Source organism: Enterobacter sp. 296B2, from assembly GCF_034106185.1.
GTDB classification, from domain to species: domain Bacteria; phylum Pseudomonadota; class Gammaproteobacteria; order Enterobacterales; family Enterobacteriaceae; genus Enterobacter; species Enterobacter cloacae_N.
This window is the reverse complement of sequence record NZ_JAWNCA010000016.1, coordinates 88,165-106,410: the sequence shown is the minus strand read 5'-3', so window position 1 is coordinate 106,410 and position 18,246 is coordinate 88,165. Positions and strand designations below refer to the sequence as shown.

Genomic DNA, 18,246 nt, shown 5'->3' with positions numbered 1-18,246 from the left:
CCGCCCCCCCCCCAACGGGGGGGTGGGGAAACCGCGGGCGCCGTGCAGCCCCCTCTCCCGGCGGGGTTGTGGGTTTGGGTGAGGGGAATTCCACCAGAACTATTCACTACAAAAATTCAAACCTACCATATAAAAAGACAAATCCGACCACATCCCCCGATTTGCACCAGCACGGTGCTAGCGTTATGGTTACCCACTTTCAAAATAAGCTCGATAGAACACCTGCTATGACGTTTTCACTTTTCGGCGACAAATTCACCCGCCATTCAGGCATTACTCGCCTGATGGAGGACCTCAACGACGGGCTGCGCACTCCGGGCGCCATCATGCTCGGCGGCGGAAACCCGGCGCAAATTCCGGAGATGACGACCTATTTCCAGACGCTGCTCGCACAGATGCTGGAAAACGGTAAAGCGACCGATGCGCTATGCAATTACGACGGTCCGCAGGGTAAAACCGAGCTGCTGACTCTCCTTGCCAAAATGCTGCGTGAAGAGCTGGGCTGGGATATCGAACCACAGAATATTGCACTGACAAACGGCAGCCAGAGCGCGTTTTTCTACTTGTTTAACCTGTTCGCAGGACGTCGCGCCGACGGCACCACCAAAAAAGTGCTGTTCCCGCTGGCACCGGAGTATATCGGCTATGCCGATTCCGGCCTGGAAGAGGATCTGTTCGTCTCCGCGCGTCCGAACATCGAGCTGCTGCCGGAAGGCCAGTTCAAATATCACGTCGATTTTGAACACCTGCATATCGGTGAAGAGACGGGGATGATCTGCGTATCGCGCCCGACTAACCCAACGGGCAACGTGATCACCGACGACGAGCTGATTAAGCTGGATGCGCTGGCGAATCAGCACGGCATTCCGCTGGTGATCGACAATGCTTACGGCGTGCCATTCCCGGGCATTATCTTCAGCGAAGCGCGTCCGCTGTGGAACCCGAACATTGTCCTGTGCATGAGCCTCTCTAAGCTGGGCCTGCCGGGCAGCCGCTGCGGCATCATCATCGCTAACGAGAAAATCATCACCGCTATTACCAATATGAACGGCATTATCAGCCTCTCACCGGGCGGCATTGGCCCGGCGATGATGTGCGAAATGATTAAGCGCAACGACCTGCTGCGTCTGTCTAATGAGGTGATAAAGCCGTTCTATTTCCAGCGCGTTCAGGAGACGATCGCGACGCTTCGCCGCTATTTACCGGAAGAACGCTGCCTGATCCATAAACCTGAAGGGGCGATTTTCCTTTGGCTGTGGTTTAAGGATTTGCCGATTACCACCGAGCTGCTCTACCAGCGCCTGAAAAAGCGCGGCGTGCTGATGGTGCCGGGCGATTACTTCTTCCCGGGTCTGGATAAGCCGTGGCCGCACACTCACCAGTGCATGCGCATGAACTACGTGCCCGATCCGGAAAAAATTGAAGCAGGCGTCAAAATTCTCGCTGAAGAAATCGAGAAAGCCTGGCACGAAGCCGGTTAGTAACGCGTTACGCCAGATTATGCCGCCGGGTCAACCGGAGTTAATATGCTCCTTACAGTACCGCCGTTTCCACACGGCGGGGGTTAACCCGGTATGCTTAGAAAATATCTGCCGGAAATACCCCACGTCATTAAAGCCACAGCGCGTTGCGACCTCGGTTAACGATGCAGAATCGTTGAGCAGCAGTTTTTCCGCCGCCCTGACGCGCTGGCGATGTATCGCCTCCGTCAGGGTTAAATGGAAAGTCCGGCGAAATACACGCCCGAGATAATCTGCATTACAGTGCAACGCTTTTGCCAGCTGCGATGTGGATATTGGTAAATGAAACTGCGTGCGAATAAGCTGTTTTGCCTTCCAGGCCATCGCCGCGCCGGCTTGATCCGCGTTATCTTCATATCCTGACGAACGGGACACCTGCTGTAAAATCAATAATAAAATCATCTCCAGCGCCATACTGCGCTGTAATTTCTCCTGCTCGCTGAGGAATTGCCGAAATAGCGCAATCACATATTCCGCATCCCTTACGCGGCAGTGTTGTTCTATTGCCAGAGGAGCGGCGTTGGGTAACGTTGAATCTGGCAGCTCCACCTCAAAATGGAGCCAGTAAAAGCGCAGGTCCGCCGGAAAATCTTCCACCCCTACGTGCCGACGGCCCGGCCAGAGCAGCAAACTCTCTCCTGCATTAACGTCAAAAATATGATTTTCTTCCTGGATCGTTAATATCCCTTTTTCGACAAAAATAATCTCCCATGACGTTAATTTTCGCGCAGGATGGCGGCCCACTCCGCGGGAAATAAACAACCCGCCGTTCTGGACCTTAACCGGAAGCGCTATGGATAATTCGAGCATGGATATTCACCATTCCGCTTTTATTACCGTTAATTTTCGACTTAGACGTTGATTATTAATCAATATTCGAACAACTGTCCGATCGGAATCACATTTTCATCATCAGGTCGGAATCGTCACCTTTTTATACTTTTCCCTTCCCTTGTTGGTCTGGCCGTTGAATGCAGAATAAACAGGGTACCTACAAATACGATAAAAAATCGTTTATCGAGGAGTTACCCATGACTTCCACACCGATTACAGACGCAGACGTTGCAAACCAGAAAGTCGATGACCGGCTCTCCGTCCGCGAGAAAATTGGCTACGGCCTGGGCGATGCGGGCGGCACGGTGATTACCTGCCTGATCATGAACTTTCTGACCTTTTTCTATACTGATGTATTTGGCCTCACCCCTGCGCTGGTGGGCACGCTGTTTATTGCCCTTCGCGTGTTTGACGCCATTTCCGATCCGGTGATGGGCGTCATTGCCGACCGCACGCAGAGCCGCTGGGGACGCTTTCGCCCCTGGCAGCTGTGGGTCGCGCTCCCCATCGGCATCGTTGGCGTACTGACCTTCACCGTCCCGGACGCCAGTATGGGCGTGAAAATCGCCTGGGCGTTCGGCACCTATTTGCTGCTGTCCGTGGGCTATACCGCCATCAACGTGCCCTACTGCGCGCTGATTAACACCATGACCACCCGCCACAACGAGGTGATAGCCTGCCAGTCATGGCGCTTTGTGCTGTGCGGCGTGGCGGGCTTTTTGGTCTCCGTTGGCCTGCCGTGGCTGGTCGCGGAGCTGGGCCAGGGCAATGCTGCCCGGGGTTATCAGCTGGGCGTTGGCGTGCTGTGCGCCATCGCCGTGGTGATGTTCCTGTGCTGCTTCTTCTGGGTGCGCGAACGCGTCCCGCTGGCGCTGATGGGCAAATTCACCCTGCGCGAGCACCTGGCGGGCCTGCGTAAAAACGATCAGCTGCTGCTGATGCTGGTGATGTCGTTCCTGCTGATCAACGTCTTCAATATTCGCGGCGGCGGTTATATGTACTTCATCACCTACGTGCTGCAAGGCAGCACGGCGTACACCTCGCTGTTTTTCACGATGGTGACCTTCGCCGCCATTCTGGGCGCGGTGATCGTCAGCCCGCTGTCGCGCCGCATTGATACCGTCAAACTCTACTACCACACCAACCTGGTGCTCGCGGCGCTTGCGGTGGGTATGTGGTTCCTGCCGGGTGACCCGGCGCACCAGACGCTATGGCTGATCGTCATTTTAAGCAATGGCGTGATCCTGGGCTTCACTCTGCCGCTGCACTTCTCGCTCATGGCCTTTGCCGACGACTACGGTGAATGGAAAACCGGCGTGCGCTCCTCGGGCATGAACTTCGCCTTCAACCTGTTTTTCATCAAGCTCGCATGGGCGTCCAGCGCCGGGATCATCAGCCTGGTGTTTATCGCCGTGGCCTATCAGCCAGGCGCGGGCAACCAGACGCCAGCCTCATTGCAGGGGATCACCGCCATGGAGACGCTGCTGCCTGCCCTTTTCCACCTGCTGCTGGCGGTCGCTATCCGCTGGTGCAGGCTTAACAACCCTGTGATGTCGCGCATTGCCACCGATCTGCGCCAGCGTCACGTACCGTCCTGAGGAGAACGCTATGTCCATAATGGAACCCGATCTGCACCAGCTGAAAATCAACGACCCGTTTCTCGGGCAGTATCAACGGCTGGTCCGGGACGTGGTCATCCCCTACCAGTGGGATGCGCTGAACGACCGCGTGGCGGAGGCCGAACCCAGCCACGCCATCACCAACTTCCGCATCGCGGCCGGTCTGGAACAGGGGGAGTTTTACGGGATGGTGTTTCAGGACAGCGACGTGGCGAAATGGCTCGAAGCCGTGGCGTGGTCGCTGTGCCAGAAACCGGATGCAGAACTGGAAAAAACTGCCGACGAGGTGATTTCGCTGGTCGCGGCGGCGCAGTGTGAAGATGGCTACCTCAATACCTACTTTACGGTAAAAGCCCCCGAGGAACGCTGGACGAATCTGGCCGAATGTCACGAGCTGTACTGCGCCGGGCATATGATTGAAGCGGGCGTGGCGTATTTCCAGGGAACCGGAAAACGTCGCCTGCTGGACGTGGTGTGCAGGCTGGCGGACCATATCGATGGCGTGTTTGGCCCGGGCGAAACACAGCTGCACGGTTACCCTGGTCACCCGGAAATCGAGCTGGCGCTGATGCGGCTGTACGATGTCACGCAGGAGTCGCGCTATCTCAATCTGGTGAAATACTTTATCGAAGAACGCGGCGCGCAGCCTCACTTCTACGATACCGAATACGAGAAGCGCGGCAAAACGTCTTACTGGAACACCTATGGTCCGGCATGGATGGTCAAGGACAAAGCCTACAGCCAGGCGCATCAGCCGCTTGCCGAGCAGCAAACGGCCATCGGCCACGCGGTGCGTTTCGTCTACCTGATGGCGGGCATGGCGCACCTGGCGCGCCTGAGTCATGACGAGGGTAAACGGCAGGACTGTCTGCGGCTGTGGAACAACATGGCGCAGCGCCAGCTGTACATTACCGGCGGGATTGGCTCGCAAAACAGCGGCGAGGCGTTCAGCAGCGATTACGATCTGCCCAACGATACGGTCTATGCCGAAAGCTGCGCCTCCATTGGCCTGATGATGTTTGCCCGCCGGATGCTGGAGATGGAGGCAGACGGCCACTACGCCGACGTGATGGAGCGCGCGCTGTACAATACGGTGCTGGGCGGGATGGCACTGGACGGTAAGCATTTCTTTTACGTGAACCCGCTGGAGGTGCATCCGAAAACGCTGGCCTTTAACCATATCTATGACCACGTGAAGCCGGTGCGCCAGCGCTGGTTCGGCTGCGCCTGTTGCCCGCCGAACATTGCCCGCGTGCTGACCTCGCTGGGGCACTATATTTATACCGTTCGCCCGGATGCGCTGTTGATCAACCTGTACGTGGGGAACGACGTCGCCATTCCGGTGGGTGATAGCACCCTACAGCTGCGCATTAGCGGTAACTATCCGTGGCAGGAGCAGGTGAAGATCGAAATCACCTCGCCGGTTCCGGTCACCCATACGCTGGCACTCAGGCTACCGGACTGGTGTGCGGAACCTGCTGTTTCGCTGAATGGCGAAGCCATGACTGGCGAGATATCCCGTGGATACCTCTATCTCAGCCGCCGCTGGCAGGAAGGCGATACCCTGACCCTCACGCTACCGATGCCGGTCCGCCGCGTGTACGGTAACCCCCAGGTGCGCCAGCAGGCGGGTAAAGTCGCGCTCCAGCGCGGCCCGCTGGTTTACTGCCTGGAAGAAGCGGATAACGGCGCCAACCTGCATAACCTCTCCTTGCCACGAGAGAGCGAGTTCCGGGTGTTTGAAGGCAAAGGCATTTTCGCGCACAAGATGCTGATACAGGCGGAGGGGATCGGGGGCCACGCGAAGGAGACAGAGGCGCTGTGGCAGTACGATCGCTCGCCGGTACAGCGTCAGCCCCGGACGCTGACCTTTATTCCCTGGTTTAGCTGGGCTAACCGGGGAGAAGGGGAAATGCGGATATGGGTGGATGAAGGCTGAATAGCCTCACCCACGGGAGAGGTTGAACGCTATGGCAGCACGCGACGTGCTGCCTCAGCCAGAAACGCACTTCGATTGCTGAACTGCGGATGCTCGCTGACAAAGGAATCAATCTTCATCAGTAAACGACGAGGCATGGTGATGTTGATACGCTCGGCCCTACCGTCGAACTGTTTCATATTAATATCCACCAGCAGCCATTGCCCGCCAGTGAAGTTGTCAGGGTGGCTTTCCAGGTGCGCTTCCACGTTACCCGGCAGCGGCAATGCTTCATCCATTTCAAACAGCGCTTCGAAGTGCGCTGTGAGCGCCTCACGTGCATCCTGAAATGCGTCATCCAGGGAGTCACCTGCAAAAAAACAGCCTGGAACGTCAGGGAAAAAGCCGCTGGCGCTACCGTCGGTGTCAGAATGAATGTAAGCCGGATAAAACATAACTACTCCTGATATCAGTGTTTAATTCCCGCCTGCCGCCATATCTGCGCGAGCGTGCCCGGTTTAATATCCTTTTTAGGATGTGGGACGGTAACCAGTCCTTTCTGCACGGGATGGCGAAACTGATGATGGCTTCCTTTCGTTCTGACACATTTCCAGCCGTGGCCGATCAGAACAGTAATGACATCCGCACTTTTCACATCCCAATCCTTCCATGATTATACACATGATACACACCATCGCTATCGGGTTAAATCACATTAGCGCACAAGGAACATCAGTGCAGCGGTGTTTTGACGGAACGGGAAGAAGCATCGAGAAATGAAAAAGGAATACATTGTATTGCAGACAAAAATACAGGCACGATCGTAGGCCGGGCAAGGCAACGCCGCCACCCGGCTTTACCGCATCAGAAACGCCAGGTCAGGCCGGTCATCAGCACGAAGCTGTCGTCGCGGTCGATCATCGGGCTGTTCTTCACGTCGTCAGGCAACACGGTGTAGACCGCGCTGGCGTTGAGGTACAGCTTCTGGGTTAACTGATATTTAGCCGCCAGGCCAACGTAGGGCGTCCAGCTGTCACCGGCGGTGTATTGATCCAGACCTGAGCGGCGAGACTCGCTGCCGGATACGCCGTAGTAGTAGTCGTTATAGCTCTCGTCGCTATAGAAAATACCGACAGAGGGCGTAAGGGTAAGGCGCTCCATCCTGATTGGACGGAAGTAAGAGACCTCACCCACCACACCTCCGCTTTCATCCGTGGCATCACCCGAGACCGCCACTTTCAGCGACCCCCAGCTTTCATGGCGGTAGTACGCGCCGCCGAGGAAAGCTGACGCTTTACGCTCATCAAGCTGCTTCATCTGATGGTCGTCGTTGTCATCAGGATCGAAATGCAGCGGCATCCACGACGCGGTCAGGCTGAATTCATTTTTTGCGTCTTTCCACAGGATCCATCCTCCGGTGGTCTGACGAACGTAAAAACGATCGCCTTCGTAGCTAATTAACGGTACTGCGGTAGTATTTTCGTTATAGCCTTTGTAAGGAGACTCATTAAATACAGCCCCCGCTCCAAGTGAAAAATCTCCGGCCATTGCTGAGGATGTTGCAAGTAACGTGGCAGCGATGAGTAAATTGTATTTAATAGTCATTACGTGTAATCCATTAAAATGCCAAACAAGCGGGGCGCATAATAATGGTTACAAATTTGCCAATGCAACGCTGCGGTTTATATAATATTATATATAAAATCATATAGATGGGTGCGCATGATGAGTAAATTACAGCTAAAGCCACGCGAATTAAAAATAATCTCCGTCATCGCAGCCACCCACAGCATTGGTGATGCCGCCGCCCTGCTGGGCATGGCGCAGGCCAACGTCAGTAAATATCTCTCTGATTTTGAAACGCGGGTTGGGCTTAAGGTTTTTGAGCGCACGACCCGTCAGCTCGCTCTGACACAGTTTGGTGAAGCGTTACTCCCGTATGTCGACGCCACACTGGACAAACACACTCAACTTGTTAATTTCATTGCCGATTATAAGCATGAAAAGCGTGGAAAAGTTACGATTTATGCCCCAACGGGCATCGTGACCTATCTCGCGCGCCAGGTGATCCACCAGATAAAGGACATCGGGGACATTCGCATCTCCCTGAAAACCTATAATCTGAACCGCAATGAATTTTCAGAAGGCGTTTCCTTTCCGGATGACTGCGATATTTTAATTACCTATGCTCAGCCGAAAGATGAAAACCTGGTCGCCAGCGTGTTAACAAAATATTCCGTCACGGCATTCGCAACCCAGGCATATTTAAATAACCACCCTTTATCCGGACCTGAAGATTTAATTAATCACTCGTGTATCCTGATTGACTCCATGCTCGTCGATGATGCCAATATCTGGCGTTTTCGCATGCATGGCAGCGATGATGTGCATGATTATCGGGTGACCGGAAATTATATTTGCGACAATACGCAGACGGCCCTGGAGCTGGCAAGAAATAATCTTGGCATTGTGTTCGCACCGAAAGAGAGCCTGAAAAGAGAATTAACGCAGGGCACGCTGGTTCCCTGCTTCCCGCACCAGGAAGAGTGGTGGCTCGATCTGACGGCCATCTTCCGCAAACGCGAATACCAGCCATGGCGTGTGCAATACGTTCTGGATGGCGTTCTGAACTGCCTGCGCCAGCAAATTGCTCAGGCCGCCCACGGACGGCCTGAGCTGGGCGATTAAAACAGCCCCAGCGGTTTATCGGAGTAGCTGACCAGCAGACATTTCGTTTGCTGATAATGCTCCAGCATCATCTTGTGGGTTTCACGCCCGATGCCCGACTGCTTGTAACCGCCAAATGCCGCGTGCGCCGGATAGGCGTGGTAGCAGTTGGTCCAGACGCGCCCGGCCTGAATGCCCCTGCCCATTTTATAGGCCAGATTACCGTTGCGGCTCCAGACGCCCGCCCCCAAGCCATACGGCGTGTCGTTGGCAATTTCCAGCGCCTCCTCCATCGTTTTGAAGGTTGTCACGGCCAGAACCGGTCCGAAAATTTCCTCCTGGAAGACGCGCATGTTGTTCTGCCCGAACAGGATCGTCGGCTCAAGGTAATACCCTTCCTGCAGATCCCCGCCGAGCACCTTACGGCGACCGCCGGTCAGAATATCCGCCCCTTCTTTCTTACCGATATCAATGTAGTTAAGGATGGTTTCCAGCTGGCCATGCGAGACCTGCGCCCCCATCTGGGTGACGTTATCGAGCGGGTTACCGCTGCGGATTGACTCGACGCGGCGAATGGCCCGCTCCATAAAGCGCTCATAGATGGATTCCTGCACCAGCGCGCGGCTTGGGCAGGTGCAGACTTCGCCCTGGTTAAACGCAAACAGCGCAAACCCTTCCAGCGCCTTATCGAAGAAAGCGTCCTCTTCCTCCATCACGTCTGCGAAAAAGATGTTCGGGGATTTCCCGCCCAATTCCAGGGTCACCGGAATGATGTTCTGCGTGGCGTACTGCATAATCTGCTGGCCCACTTCCGTCGACCCGGTAAACGCCACTTTAGCGATCCGTTTTGAGGTGGCCAGATATTCTCCTATCTCACCGCCCGCGCCGTTCACCACGTTAATGACCCCCGGCGGCAGAAGATCGCCAACAATTTCCATCAGCAGCAGGACCGAGAGTGGGGTTAAACGCGCCGGTTTAAGCACAATGCAGTTCCCGGCGGCCAGCGCAGGGGCCATTTTCCAGCTCGCCATCAGCAACGGGAAGTTCCACGGAATGATTTGCCCGACGACGCCCAGCGGCTCGTGGAAGTGGTACGCCACGGTGTCGCTGTCAACTTCGCTGATCCCGCCCTCCTGCGCGCGAATACAGGAGGCAAAATAGCGGAAGTGGTCGATAGCCAGCGGCACATCTGCCGCCATGGTTTCCCGGATCGGCTTGCCGTTATCCCAGGTTTCTGCCGTCGCCAGCAGCTCCAGGTTCTGCTCCATCCGGTCGGCGATTTTGAACAAAATGGCCGCGCGGTCCTGAACGGAGGTATGCCCCCATTTATCTTTCGCTTTGTGCGCGGCATCCAGCGCCAGGTCGATATCACGCTCGCCTGAGCTGGCTATCTCACACAGCGGCTGGCCGGTAACGGGGGTCAGGTTGGAATAGTATTCGCCGTCGACGGGGGCCACCCAGTTGCCGCCAATAAAGTTGTCATAGCGGGGCTTCAGCTTGAGGGGAAAACCATATTCGCCGGGCTGGATACGCGAAGAGGGAGGATTATTTGTCATGACCGTCTCCTTGCTGTTGTTATACAACAAGGGTAGTCCCGGCTGGCGGTTTTCTCGCCAGTGGGTGACGGGTTTACGAGCCGTATCACGGATTACCGTACTTTACGTTTCGTTTCTGCTACTGAGCCATACTTATCAGCTCAAGCGCTCATGAGGAACGATGCGATGCAGCTATTTATCGGTTTTGACGTAGGCGGAACCCACATCAAGCACGGCGTGATTGATGAAAATGGCAGGGAGCTGGCGACGGACGAGTACGATACCCCTGAGGATAAAAACACCTTTAAAAAGAAGTGGAAAGCGGTGGTTGAAGCGTATCAGGACGAACACGACATCGCCGGTATCGGCGTGAGTTTTCCCGGCCATATTAACCACCACAGCGGCGAAGCGGCGAAAGCGGGCGCGCTCGACTATCTCGACGGCGAAAACCTGTGCGAACTCTTCGCCGGGCTGACCGACCTTCCCGTCACTGTAGAAAACGACGCCAACTGTGCGGCGCTGGGCGAGCGCTGGCAGGGCGCAGGTAAGGATTACGAGCATTTCGTCTGCATCACCATCGGCACAGGCATCGGTGGCGGGATTGTGATGGAAGGCGATCTCTATCGCGGGTCACATTACCGCGCCGGCGAATTTGGCGTGCTACCCGTCGGGGATCAGGGCGAACCGATGCACGAGGTTGCGTCTGCCAGCGGCCTGATGAAAGCCTGCCGCCGCGTGCTGGCCGTATCAGAAGAAGAGATGCCTGACGGCGAGGAGCTTTTTAAACGTATGGAGAGCGACGTGCATCTGCGCGAAGCTATTGAAGCCTGGGCACATTTTCTCTCACGCGGCGTTTACAGCGTGATCTCGATGTTCGATCCACAGGCAGTGCTGATTGGTGGCGGGGTAAGCGAGCAGGAGAAAATCTATCTCCTGCTCGATAAATATCTACAGCGATTCGAGGAGTGGGAGGCACTCAAGGTGCCCATTCTGCCCTGCGAGCTGGGTAACCAGGCGGGAAGACTGGGCGCGGTATGGCTGGCTAAGCAGAAACTCTCCCGCAGCACGTAGCGCTCAGGGGAACAGCTGCGCGTCGCGAAGCAGATGGTCATTACCCCGGCGACGCGTAAACCCGATGCGGTTGAAATATTCCAGGATCTGAATCGCCAGCTTGCGGCCTACGTTCAGCCGATCGCGGAAATCGGCTGCGCAGGTGGAGCCGCGCGCCTGATCCAGTTCGCGGATCAAGTTGGCAAATGCCACAATGCGATCGTTACGGTAATAACGATCTTTCACGATCGCGACTATCAGCCCCTGCTGCGCCGCATGGCGCAATACCTGACGCATCGCCTGCTCGTCGGTATTCGTCTCACGCGCCAGATCGCGAACCCACCACGGTTCATCCCCAAACATTAAGGCCACTTTTTGCCATATAGCCTCCTGCTCTGCGGTGAACCCGGCCTTGTGATCCGGCAGATGCAGCCAGCCGTGATGGCTTTTAATCACCCCGCTTTCGCGCATGTTTTCAATCAGCAGCAGCACCAGCGCGTCATCTTCCATCGGCAGCGCCATGCGTCTCAGACGCTCACGGCCAGGACCGGGCTCATCCTGATGCTGTTCATGGTACGTTGCGAGCGTGTTCAGTATCTTACGCTGCCAGTGTGCAGCCACCGGCGCATCGAGCAGGCTGTTGCCGGCCTGAATAAAGCCCGGCTGCCGGGTCAACTGACGTAGTCCTTCGTCGCTCAGCTGACGTGCCCATGCAAAATCACTCAGGCTCACCGCCCCGCGCTCAAGATGCACCCGCAGCGCGGCGTTATCATCCGGAGCCTGGGCCAGCGCTGCCAGCCATTGCAGATATTCAGGCTTACGCTTGCCGCGTCGAGGCGGGTTAAGCGTCACTACCCGCGCCCCGGCCAGCGTTTCCCGCGCGGAAATATCCCGCAGCACCAGACGGTCGTTGTCCGCCAGCCAGAGCGGCGAATCAAAAACCAGTTCGGCAAGATCGTTTTCCAGCAGGGACACGCGCCCGGTGATATGGCTGGCCGCGTGGTGAATATGCAGCGGCTGCCATTGGGTCAGGGGTACGTGCGTCTGCAGAGAGACAATCACGCGTTCAGACGGCTCGGGCGGGGCGTCGGCCAGCAGCCAGTCGCCGCGGTTAAGCTGCTCTTTTTCCGCATCCCCGGCAATGTTGAGCGCGATCCGCTGCCCGGCGTGGGCGTGCTCTGCGGGCTGGTTTTGCGCATGTAAGCCGCGCACGCGCATCGGTTTATTAACGCCCGTCAGCCACAGGCTATCTCCCACCTTCACTTCACCGCTCAGCGCCGTACCGGTGACCACCAGCCCCGCGCCTTTTACGGTAAACGCCCGGTCAATCGCCAGACGGAAACGGTGATGGCTGGCGTGGTCACGCGACGATAATTGCTGCAAGTGGTGGCGAAGATCGTCGATACCGCGGCCTTCAGTCGCCACGGTGACAAAAAGAGACGCCTCGGCAAAACCATATTCCCGTAAGGTCGCCCGCACCGCTTCACGCACCTCGCTGATGCGCGCCTCATCCACGCGATCGGCTTTAGTCAGCGCCACGGTCAGCTGCGGGTTGCCGGTCAGCTGGAGGATTGCCAGATGCTCACGGGTTTGCGCCATCACGCCGTCGTCGCAGGCCACCACAAGCAGCGCATGATCGATGCCCCCCACGCCCGCCAGCATGTTAGACAGAAACTTTTCATGCCCCGGAACATCAATAAAGCCCAGCACGCGGCCATCCGGCTGGGGCCAGTAGGCATAGCCCAGATCGATGGTCATGCCGCGCTTTTTCTCTTCCGGCAGGCGATCGGCATTTATGCCGGTGATCGCCTGCAGCAACGTGGTTTTTCCATGGTCGACGTGACCGGCGGTGGCAATAATCATTTCAGCAACATCTCCAGAAATCGCTCTTCATCTTCAAGGCAGCGCAGATCCAGCCACATGCGGCCATCGTAAATCCGCCCGATGACCGGCGTCGGCAAGCCGCGCCAGCGCAACGACAGCGCCTCAAGGCGGCTGCCGCGCCCGTCACGCGGGGTGAACGTGAGCGCTTCACTCGGCAGCCTGTCCACCGGCAGCGAACCGCTGCCTATCTGCGACTGGCAGGGCTCAATGCGGACGTCAAAATCGGGGTAGTGCGGGGCGACGCGCGGCAGCAGCAGTTCGGCCTGCGCGCGAATCGAGGCGGCATCCCGGCTTAACAGGCGCAGCGTGGGCAGACGGTCGGCCAGCTTCTCCGGGTGGAGATAGAGCCGCAGCGTCGCGTCCAGCGCGGCAAGGGTCATTTTATCGGCCCGCAGGGCGCGCTTGAGCGGGTGCTGCTGCAGCTGCGCAATCAGCTCGCGCTTGCCGACGATAATCCCGGCCTGTGGCCCGCCCAGCAGTTTGTCGCCGGAAAAGCTGACCAGGCTCACGCCTGCGGCAATCATCTCCTGCGGCATCGGCTCTTTTGGCAACCCGTACAGGCTGAGATCCACCAGCGAACCGCTGCCGAGGTCGGCAATCACCGGAATATTCATCTCCTGCCCAATCGCTGCCAGCTCGGCCTCGTCAACGGTTTTGGTGAAGCCCTCGATATGATAATTGCTGGTGTGGACCTTCATCAGCAGGGCGGTATTTTCATTCACCGCCGCGCGATAATCTTTCGCATGGGTACGATTCGTGGTGCCCACCTCATGCAGCGTGCAGCCCGCCTGACGCATCACGTCCGGGATGCGAAACGCCCCGCCAATCTCCACCAGCTCGCCGCGGGACACCACCACCTCTCTGCCGCTCGCGGTCGCCGCCAGCATCAACAGCACCGCCGCCGCGTTATTATTCACAATGCAGGCATCTTCCGCGCCGGTTAGCTGGCAGAGCAGATCCGCCAGCGCGCGATCGCGATGCCAGCGCCCGGCGCCGTCCAGATCGTACTCCAGCGTCACAGGCGAGCGCATGGCCTGCACGACCGCAGCCACCGCCTCTTCCGCCTGCTGCGCGCGCCCCAGGTTGGTGTGCAGCACGGTTCCCGTCAGGTTAATCACCGGGCGCAGGGCGTGGGCATGGCTTTGGGAGAGATATTCTGAAACGGCTCGTACCCAGTCGTCATTCCATACCGGCAATACGCCCTTCTCACCGATCGTCCTGCGCGCCTCGTCCTGTAAATCCCGCAGCACAGCGACCACGCGGGTATGACCATATCTGGCGAGCAGAGGGCGAAATCCTACGTCTCGCAACAAGCGATCCGTAGAGGGGAGAAGACGATAAAGCGAGCTGTGCGTCTGGTTCATAAGCCTGCCTGAGAGTAAGAAATCTGTGGCTATTTTAGCAGGTTGACCTGAGGGAGTCCTTATACATCCGCATACTTTAATTTACCCAGATCAATAATTACCGAGAATAATTAAAATTATTTCATAACTTACTTGAATAAATAATTCAGAAAACATCAATATCAATCAATCAACGAAGCGAATATTATTATGAATTCCTTACCCCGTAACGCATGGAAGCATACAGATGAAAATGAAGATCAAGGTTCTCGCTGCTCTTTTATTATCGACCTGCACTCTTTATACCGCTCAAACGCAGGCTGATAATAAATTTGGCTTTGCCAAAAGGTGCTCACTACCCGACGCACCGATGCCGATTAAATTCAGAGTCGATGATTACATCGAAAACTTCGATGGTATGGCTTATAATATTATTTATGTTGCTGCAGACCAAAGAAAACGTGGCGATCTTTATAGTCTGTACAGTAACAGTGATGGTTATAATTACCTGAAAACAAAACCGGCCACTGGGCGCGATCCTTTTCCCTCCACGGTTCTGCTATACGATAACAACCCCTCAGGAACAACCGGTAGCTACCTTTCCAAACCTGTATGTATGGATAAATCGGATTGTCAGCCATATCCAGCAGACTGGCATCCCACCGTTGGGCGAGGCTTGTCTGCTTATAATAAAGTTTTAGAACAATATCCTAATGACTTTATTTATGTGCATTCTGGCATGTTCCCGTCCCTGTCTGACGACTCCATCGACACCACGATTTTCACCATGACCAGAAACTTTGAATATTTACGCGTAGAGGTTTTCGCCGTAACAAAGATTGGCGACCCTAACGTTACTAGTGCATTTATGGATGAATATGGTGCTGAGCCTATTGTGTTTGAATATGGTCGCGCACAATTTGGTAACCCTGATTATTATATTGGTGCAGACTCTAACCACCTCACTCGCCCAATGGCAGGTAGTCTGCCTGATTTCCCTGCCCACCTTGATAAAAATATCCAGGCGATGGATTTCTATATCAAATATCCAAAAGGTTATCTTGGCGAAGTTGTCACCTCGGCTAAATTCTATTATTTTTCAGACAAGCAAAAAGAAATTCTCTCGACATGTAACTAATCTGCCCGGCTTCGCCGGGCAACCGGGTTACGCTTTTGGTGGCTCGGTACGAGCGAAACTTTCGCGCTGAAATAGCGCCTCTACCAGTTTCACCAGCAGCGGACGGTCTACGCACCAGCCTGGGGACACCCGGCGGAAGTTGAGATAGCCGATGGCGCAGGCGATGGCGATGGTTGCCAGGTTCAGGCTGTCGGTGTGGATCTTGCCCTCCCGGATAAGCTGTTCGCACATATCCAGACTGCGGCTGATTTTTTCCCGCTGGCGCAGCAATTCGTTTTCTGACTGCTGCGCGGCGGGACGCGCCTGCTCGCGTACGGAGGTGAGTGCCGCATCCATAATGCCATCGGCCAGGGCTTCAATTTGCTTCACCGCCAGCGCCGCTTTAGGGTCAGACGGCAGCATTGCCGGGGCAACGCCCAGCAGTTCGACATACTCCGCAATGATGGGGGAATCGAACCAGTATTCGCCCTCGTCCGTTACCAGCGCCGGAACTTTCCCCAGCGGGTTATACTGCGCGACGCCGTTTTCGGCGTTGTAGGGCTGCTCATTAACGAATTCAAATTCAATCCCTTTCTCCAGCAGGAGAATCGAGATTTTTCGCACGAAGGGACTGGTGTAGCTACCGATGAGTTTCATTGCCTGATCCTTGATGCCGGGAAAAAGTCAGTATGGATCAAGCGATGAAAAAAGGGCAGGTATACGTGTCGCATTCCTGCCCCGGAAGGATTAGTGATCGAGATAGAGGTAGTGCATCCAGCTGGTCATACGCAGCAACACTTTACGCATTACCGAGACGTGGGCGAAATGATCCGAATAGACCGCCACCTGGGCATAAATGCCGTCCGGCAAAGCATCGACGTCGGCGTTAGGCTCCAGCTCAATCAGCGCCTGTACGCCATCCGTACCCGGCGCGACGGTCAGTGCCTGCAAGGCGCCCTGCGCCTGATACGACCCGCCCGGCACCACAGGCAGAACGCTGGTGAGCTTACCGGTGAACACCTGGCCCGGCAGCGCGTTAAACACCACTTCCGCTTCATCGCCCGGCTTCAGGCGCAGCAGCGAGTTCTGACGGAACTGGGCCACAATCTGACGCTTCTGTTCAGGAATGAAGACCATCACCGGGCGCAGCGGCAGCGCGGCGGCATAGGTTCCCGGACGAATCAGCACCTGGGTGATATAGCCGTTGCTCGGCGCGCGCACCACGGTCTGATCGAGGTTGTATTTCGCTTCAGCAAGCTGGGCGCGTAACGAGGCAATCTGCGACTGTTCGCCGTTCACCATGCTGTCCAGCTGGCTTTGAATCTGCGTCTGTTCAGCAACGGAACCTTTCACCATGGCATCCTGGGCCAGATAGTTCTGCCGCGCGTTATCAATATCGCTTTCAGAGAACGGATTCACCTTCGCCTGGCTGCCTTTCAGGTAGCGCTGATAATCTTTATACAGGCGATCGCGTTCAGCGGAGACGCGTGTCGTATTGGCAACCGCTTCCGACAGCTGCGCTTTCAGATTGTCGATATTGTGCGTCGCGGTCACCAGGTCTGCCTTCAGTCTGTCGACGCGCGCCTGATAGCGGCCCGGATCCAGTTTAAATAACACTTCGCCTTTTTTAATGAGCTGGTTATTTTTATCGGTCACTTCAGTCACCACCCCCGTGACCTGCGGCGTAATCGGAATGGAAATAACCGCTTTTTGCGCCGTAAAGGTATACGGATGGTTATAGTTCATTAGCAAAATAAGTCCGGCAACAATAAACACGCCGCCTAACGTCGCGGTAGCAAGCGTCCACTGGTTTACCGGAATACGAAATATTTTAAAGATTGCCCAGGCAAATGCCACATAGGTCAGAATAATCAACAGATCCATGATTAGCGCTCCAGCGTGTTTTTATCATCAGAGGGCTGAACCGCTGCCAGCTTGTGTTCTAACTCGGCCACGCGTTTGGCCAGCGCATCCATGCCCGGAACCTCATCCGCCCTGGTGATGTGGTTCTGCATACCCCAGCCGCGATCTTCGCGGTACAGGGTGGCCCAAATCCACAGGAACGGCCAGATGGCATGGAGCGTAAACAGGCTGATCCAGCCTGCCGTATGAATAGCATCGGCATGGGGATGATTGCGCTTTTTGGCCATATTATAGGGGATATCATGAATGGCGATGATTCCGTAAAAAAGAACCAGAAATACAAAAATCAACACGCCCAGCGCGAAATAGTTGAGAAACATATTCTCCTCACTTAAACAACGTCAACTCATTAAACTAATAAAACAGCACGCAGCCTAATTAATTTATTTTTAAATTTAAAAGGCACGCTGATTATTTCAGAGCCGGGGAGTATCGTTTTTTATAATATCTCCATGCAAGTTTATAAGCGTGTCAAAATATATCCTGAATAATAATATACTCAACCTTACATAATGAGCGTAATTCAGGTTTTAGCTTTCCGCCATACTACATACAAAAAGTGTTTTTTTAGCTTTCCGTGTCACGGAAGGCCATCCTGACGCCGATCCCAGTCGGAGAAATCTGCATAAAAATATTTTGTGAAATCAGTCACAATCCAGAAACAAACTCACGAAACCAAAACGAGACATGCATCACAAAAAACCGTGGTTTTTGCTTCTTTTCTCGCCATCGTATTTTTTTTGCCCACTTATTTTGTGATTCAGATCACCATGAAGGGCGGCACACCACCTGCATTTACGTGATGTGCATCACATAAACTTTCGCTGTCTGGACAG

General features: G+C 55.4%; 16 protein-coding genes. 6 read left to right on the top strand and 10 right to left on the bottom strand.

Annotation, left to right across the window (positions count from 1 at the left end; all coding sequences use genetic code 11):
• Positions 1–227 precede the first annotated feature (227 nt).
• Positions 228–1,481, top strand: a complete 1,254-nt coding sequence (avtA, locus tag URZ40_RS13655; RefSeq protein WP_320720686.1) for a valine--pyruvate transaminase — start codon at positions 228–230, stop codon at positions 1,479–1,481.
• Positions 1,482–1,511: 30 nt separating this feature from the next.
• Here the strand turns inward: avtA and URZ40_RS13650 are convergent, their stop codons facing one another.
• Positions 1,512–2,330 (bottom strand): helix-turn-helix domain-containing protein, encoded by an 819-nt coding sequence (locus URZ40_RS13650; RefSeq protein ID WP_320720685.1) that lies wholly within the window; start codon positions 2,328–2,330, stop codon positions 1,512–1,514.
• Positions 2,331–2,551: 221 nt separating this feature from the next.
• Between URZ40_RS13650 and URZ40_RS13645 the strand changes: the two genes are divergently transcribed.
• Positions 2,552–3,952, top strand: coding sequence for an MFS transporter (locus URZ40_RS13645; RefSeq protein WP_316380431.1), 1,401 nt, complete (start codon positions 2,552–2,554; stop codon positions 3,950–3,952).
• 10 nt (positions 3,953–3,962) lie between these two features.
• Complete coding sequence (locus tag URZ40_RS13640) at positions 3,963–5,912, top strand: glycoside hydrolase family 127 protein (protein WP_320720684.1); 1,950 nt, start codon at positions 3,963–3,965, stop codon at positions 5,910–5,912.
• Between the two features lie 29 nt (positions 5,913–5,941).
• Here URZ40_RS13640 and URZ40_RS13635 read toward each other — a convergent pair whose 3' ends face one another.
• From URZ40_RS13635 to URZ40_RS13625, 3 genes are all read right to left on the bottom strand, one after another.
• Complete coding sequence (locus URZ40_RS13635; RefSeq protein ID WP_116343040.1) at positions 5,942–6,346, bottom strand: type II toxin-antitoxin system HicB family antitoxin; 405 nt, start codon at positions 6,344–6,346, stop codon at positions 5,942–5,944.
• Between the two features lie 14 nt (positions 6,347–6,360).
• On the bottom strand, positions 6,361–6,546 hold the full coding sequence (locus URZ40_RS13630; protein WP_151412682.1) for a type II toxin-antitoxin system HicA family toxin: 186 nt from the start codon (positions 6,544–6,546) through the stop codon (positions 6,361–6,363).
• A gap of 209 nt (positions 6,547–6,755) precedes the next feature.
• Positions 6,756–7,496: a MipA/OmpV family protein gene (locus URZ40_RS13625; RefSeq protein WP_320720683.1), complete on the bottom strand. Its 741-nt coding sequence runs from the start codon at positions 7,494–7,496 to the stop codon at positions 6,756–6,758.
• A 117-nt stretch (positions 7,497–7,613) separates the two neighbouring features.
• On the opposite strand from URZ40_RS13625, the gene URZ40_RS13620 reads away from it, so the two are divergent.
• Positions 7,614–8,579 carry a LysR family transcriptional regulator gene (locus tag URZ40_RS13620; RefSeq protein ID WP_116343034.1) on the top strand — a complete coding sequence of 322 codons (966 nt, stop codon included), beginning with the start codon at positions 7,614–7,616 and terminating at the stop codon, positions 8,577–8,579.
• On the opposite strand, the gene aldB is transcribed toward URZ40_RS13620, so the two are convergent.
• Complete coding sequence (gene aldB, locus URZ40_RS13615) at positions 8,576–10,114, bottom strand: aldehyde dehydrogenase AldB (RefSeq protein WP_320720682.1); 1,539 nt, start codon at positions 10,112–10,114, stop codon at positions 8,576–8,578. The two genes, URZ40_RS13620 and aldB, sit on opposite strands and share 4 nt — an antisense overlap.
• A 165-nt stretch (positions 10,115–10,279) precedes the next feature.
• Between aldB and URZ40_RS13610 the strand changes: the two genes are divergently transcribed.
• Entirely contained in the window at positions 10,280–11,164 is an 885-nt protein-coding gene (locus URZ40_RS13610; RefSeq protein ID WP_316380427.1) for an ROK family protein, read from the top strand.
• Between the two features lie 3 nt (positions 11,165–11,167).
• Here the strand turns inward: URZ40_RS13610 and selB are convergent, their stop codons facing one another.
• Entirely contained in the window at positions 11,168–13,006 is a 1,839-nt protein-coding gene (gene selB, locus URZ40_RS13605) for a selenocysteine-specific translation elongation factor (RefSeq protein WP_320720681.1), read from the bottom strand.
• Positions 13,003–14,391, bottom strand: coding sequence for an L-seryl-tRNA(Sec) selenium transferase (gene selA / locus URZ40_RS13600; protein WP_320720680.1), 1,389 nt, complete (start codon positions 14,389–14,391; stop codon positions 13,003–13,005). Before selA ends, selB begins: the two co-directional genes overlap by 4 nt.
• A gap of 226 nt (positions 14,392–14,617) precedes the next feature.
• Between selA and URZ40_RS13595 the strand changes: the two genes are divergently transcribed.
• Positions 14,618–15,508: a hypothetical protein gene (locus URZ40_RS13595; RefSeq protein ID WP_320720679.1), complete on the top strand. Its 891-nt coding sequence runs from the start codon at positions 14,618–14,620 to the stop codon at positions 15,506–15,508.
• Positions 15,509–15,535: 27 nt separating this feature from the next.
• Here URZ40_RS13595 and URZ40_RS13590 read toward each other — a convergent pair whose 3' ends face one another.
• The 3 genes from URZ40_RS13590 to URZ40_RS13580 form a co-directional block, all read right to left on the bottom strand.
• A complete protein-coding gene (locus URZ40_RS13590; RefSeq protein ID WP_316380423.1) occupies positions 15,536–16,144 on the bottom strand; it encodes a glutathione S-transferase in 609 nt (202 codons plus the stop codon).
• 90 nt (positions 16,145–16,234) lie between these two features.
• On the bottom strand, positions 16,235–17,371 hold the full coding sequence (locus URZ40_RS13585; RefSeq protein ID WP_116343021.1) for an HlyD family secretion protein: 1,137 nt from the start codon (positions 17,369–17,371) through the stop codon (positions 16,235–16,237).
• 2 nt (positions 17,372–17,373) lie between these two features.
• Positions 17,374–17,730: a DUF3302 domain-containing protein gene (locus URZ40_RS13580; protein WP_116343019.1), complete on the bottom strand. Its 357-nt coding sequence runs from the start codon at positions 17,728–17,730 to the stop codon at positions 17,374–17,376.
• Between the last annotated feature and the right edge of the window lie 516 nt (positions 17,731–18,246).